At 45.3% G+C, this 369-nt stretch carries 1 protein-coding gene; it reads left to right on the top strand.

Features of this window, described 5'->3' with window-relative positions; all coding sequences use genetic code 11:
* A partial coding sequence (locus GPK88_RS10000; protein WP_215707754.1) for a hypothetical protein occupies positions 1–201 on the top strand: 201 nt, incomplete at its 5' end.
* Between the last annotated feature and the right edge of the window lie 168 nt (positions 202–369).

Here is a 369-nt window from a genome sequence, read left to right as displayed (position 1 = left end):
CATTCTGAAAAGCCACCGGTTGACAGTTTGGTTGACGCTTTGGTTGACAGCCGGTTGACGGGGAAAAGCCTGATATTTGGGGCATTTCTCTCCTTTGTCAACCATGTCAACCAAGAACTCAAAGAAAAAGTAAAAAGTAATAATAGAGCGCCTATGGATTGTTTTCAAAGTCTTTTCTGCCGGTTGACACGGTTTGGTTGACACGGAGACAGTCTGCGGCTGTACACCTGTCTGACATTCCCTTGTCGGGCATATTTCATTTATGGAGGTAACTGCCTATGGCAAAAAGCAAAAACGAGAGCAATAACAAAAACAGCGGCACCCTGCTTACCGAAAAAGACGGCACCCAGTATTTTGTCATGGGGAAAG

The sequence above is a fragment of the Blautia sp. MCC269 genome (assembly GCF_018785655.1).
GTDB lineage: Bacteria > Bacillota > Clostridia > Lachnospirales > Lachnospiraceae > Blautia_A.
The sequence above is the reverse complement of the archived record's forward strand: the minus strand, read 5'-3'. Positions and strand labels throughout refer to the sequence as shown.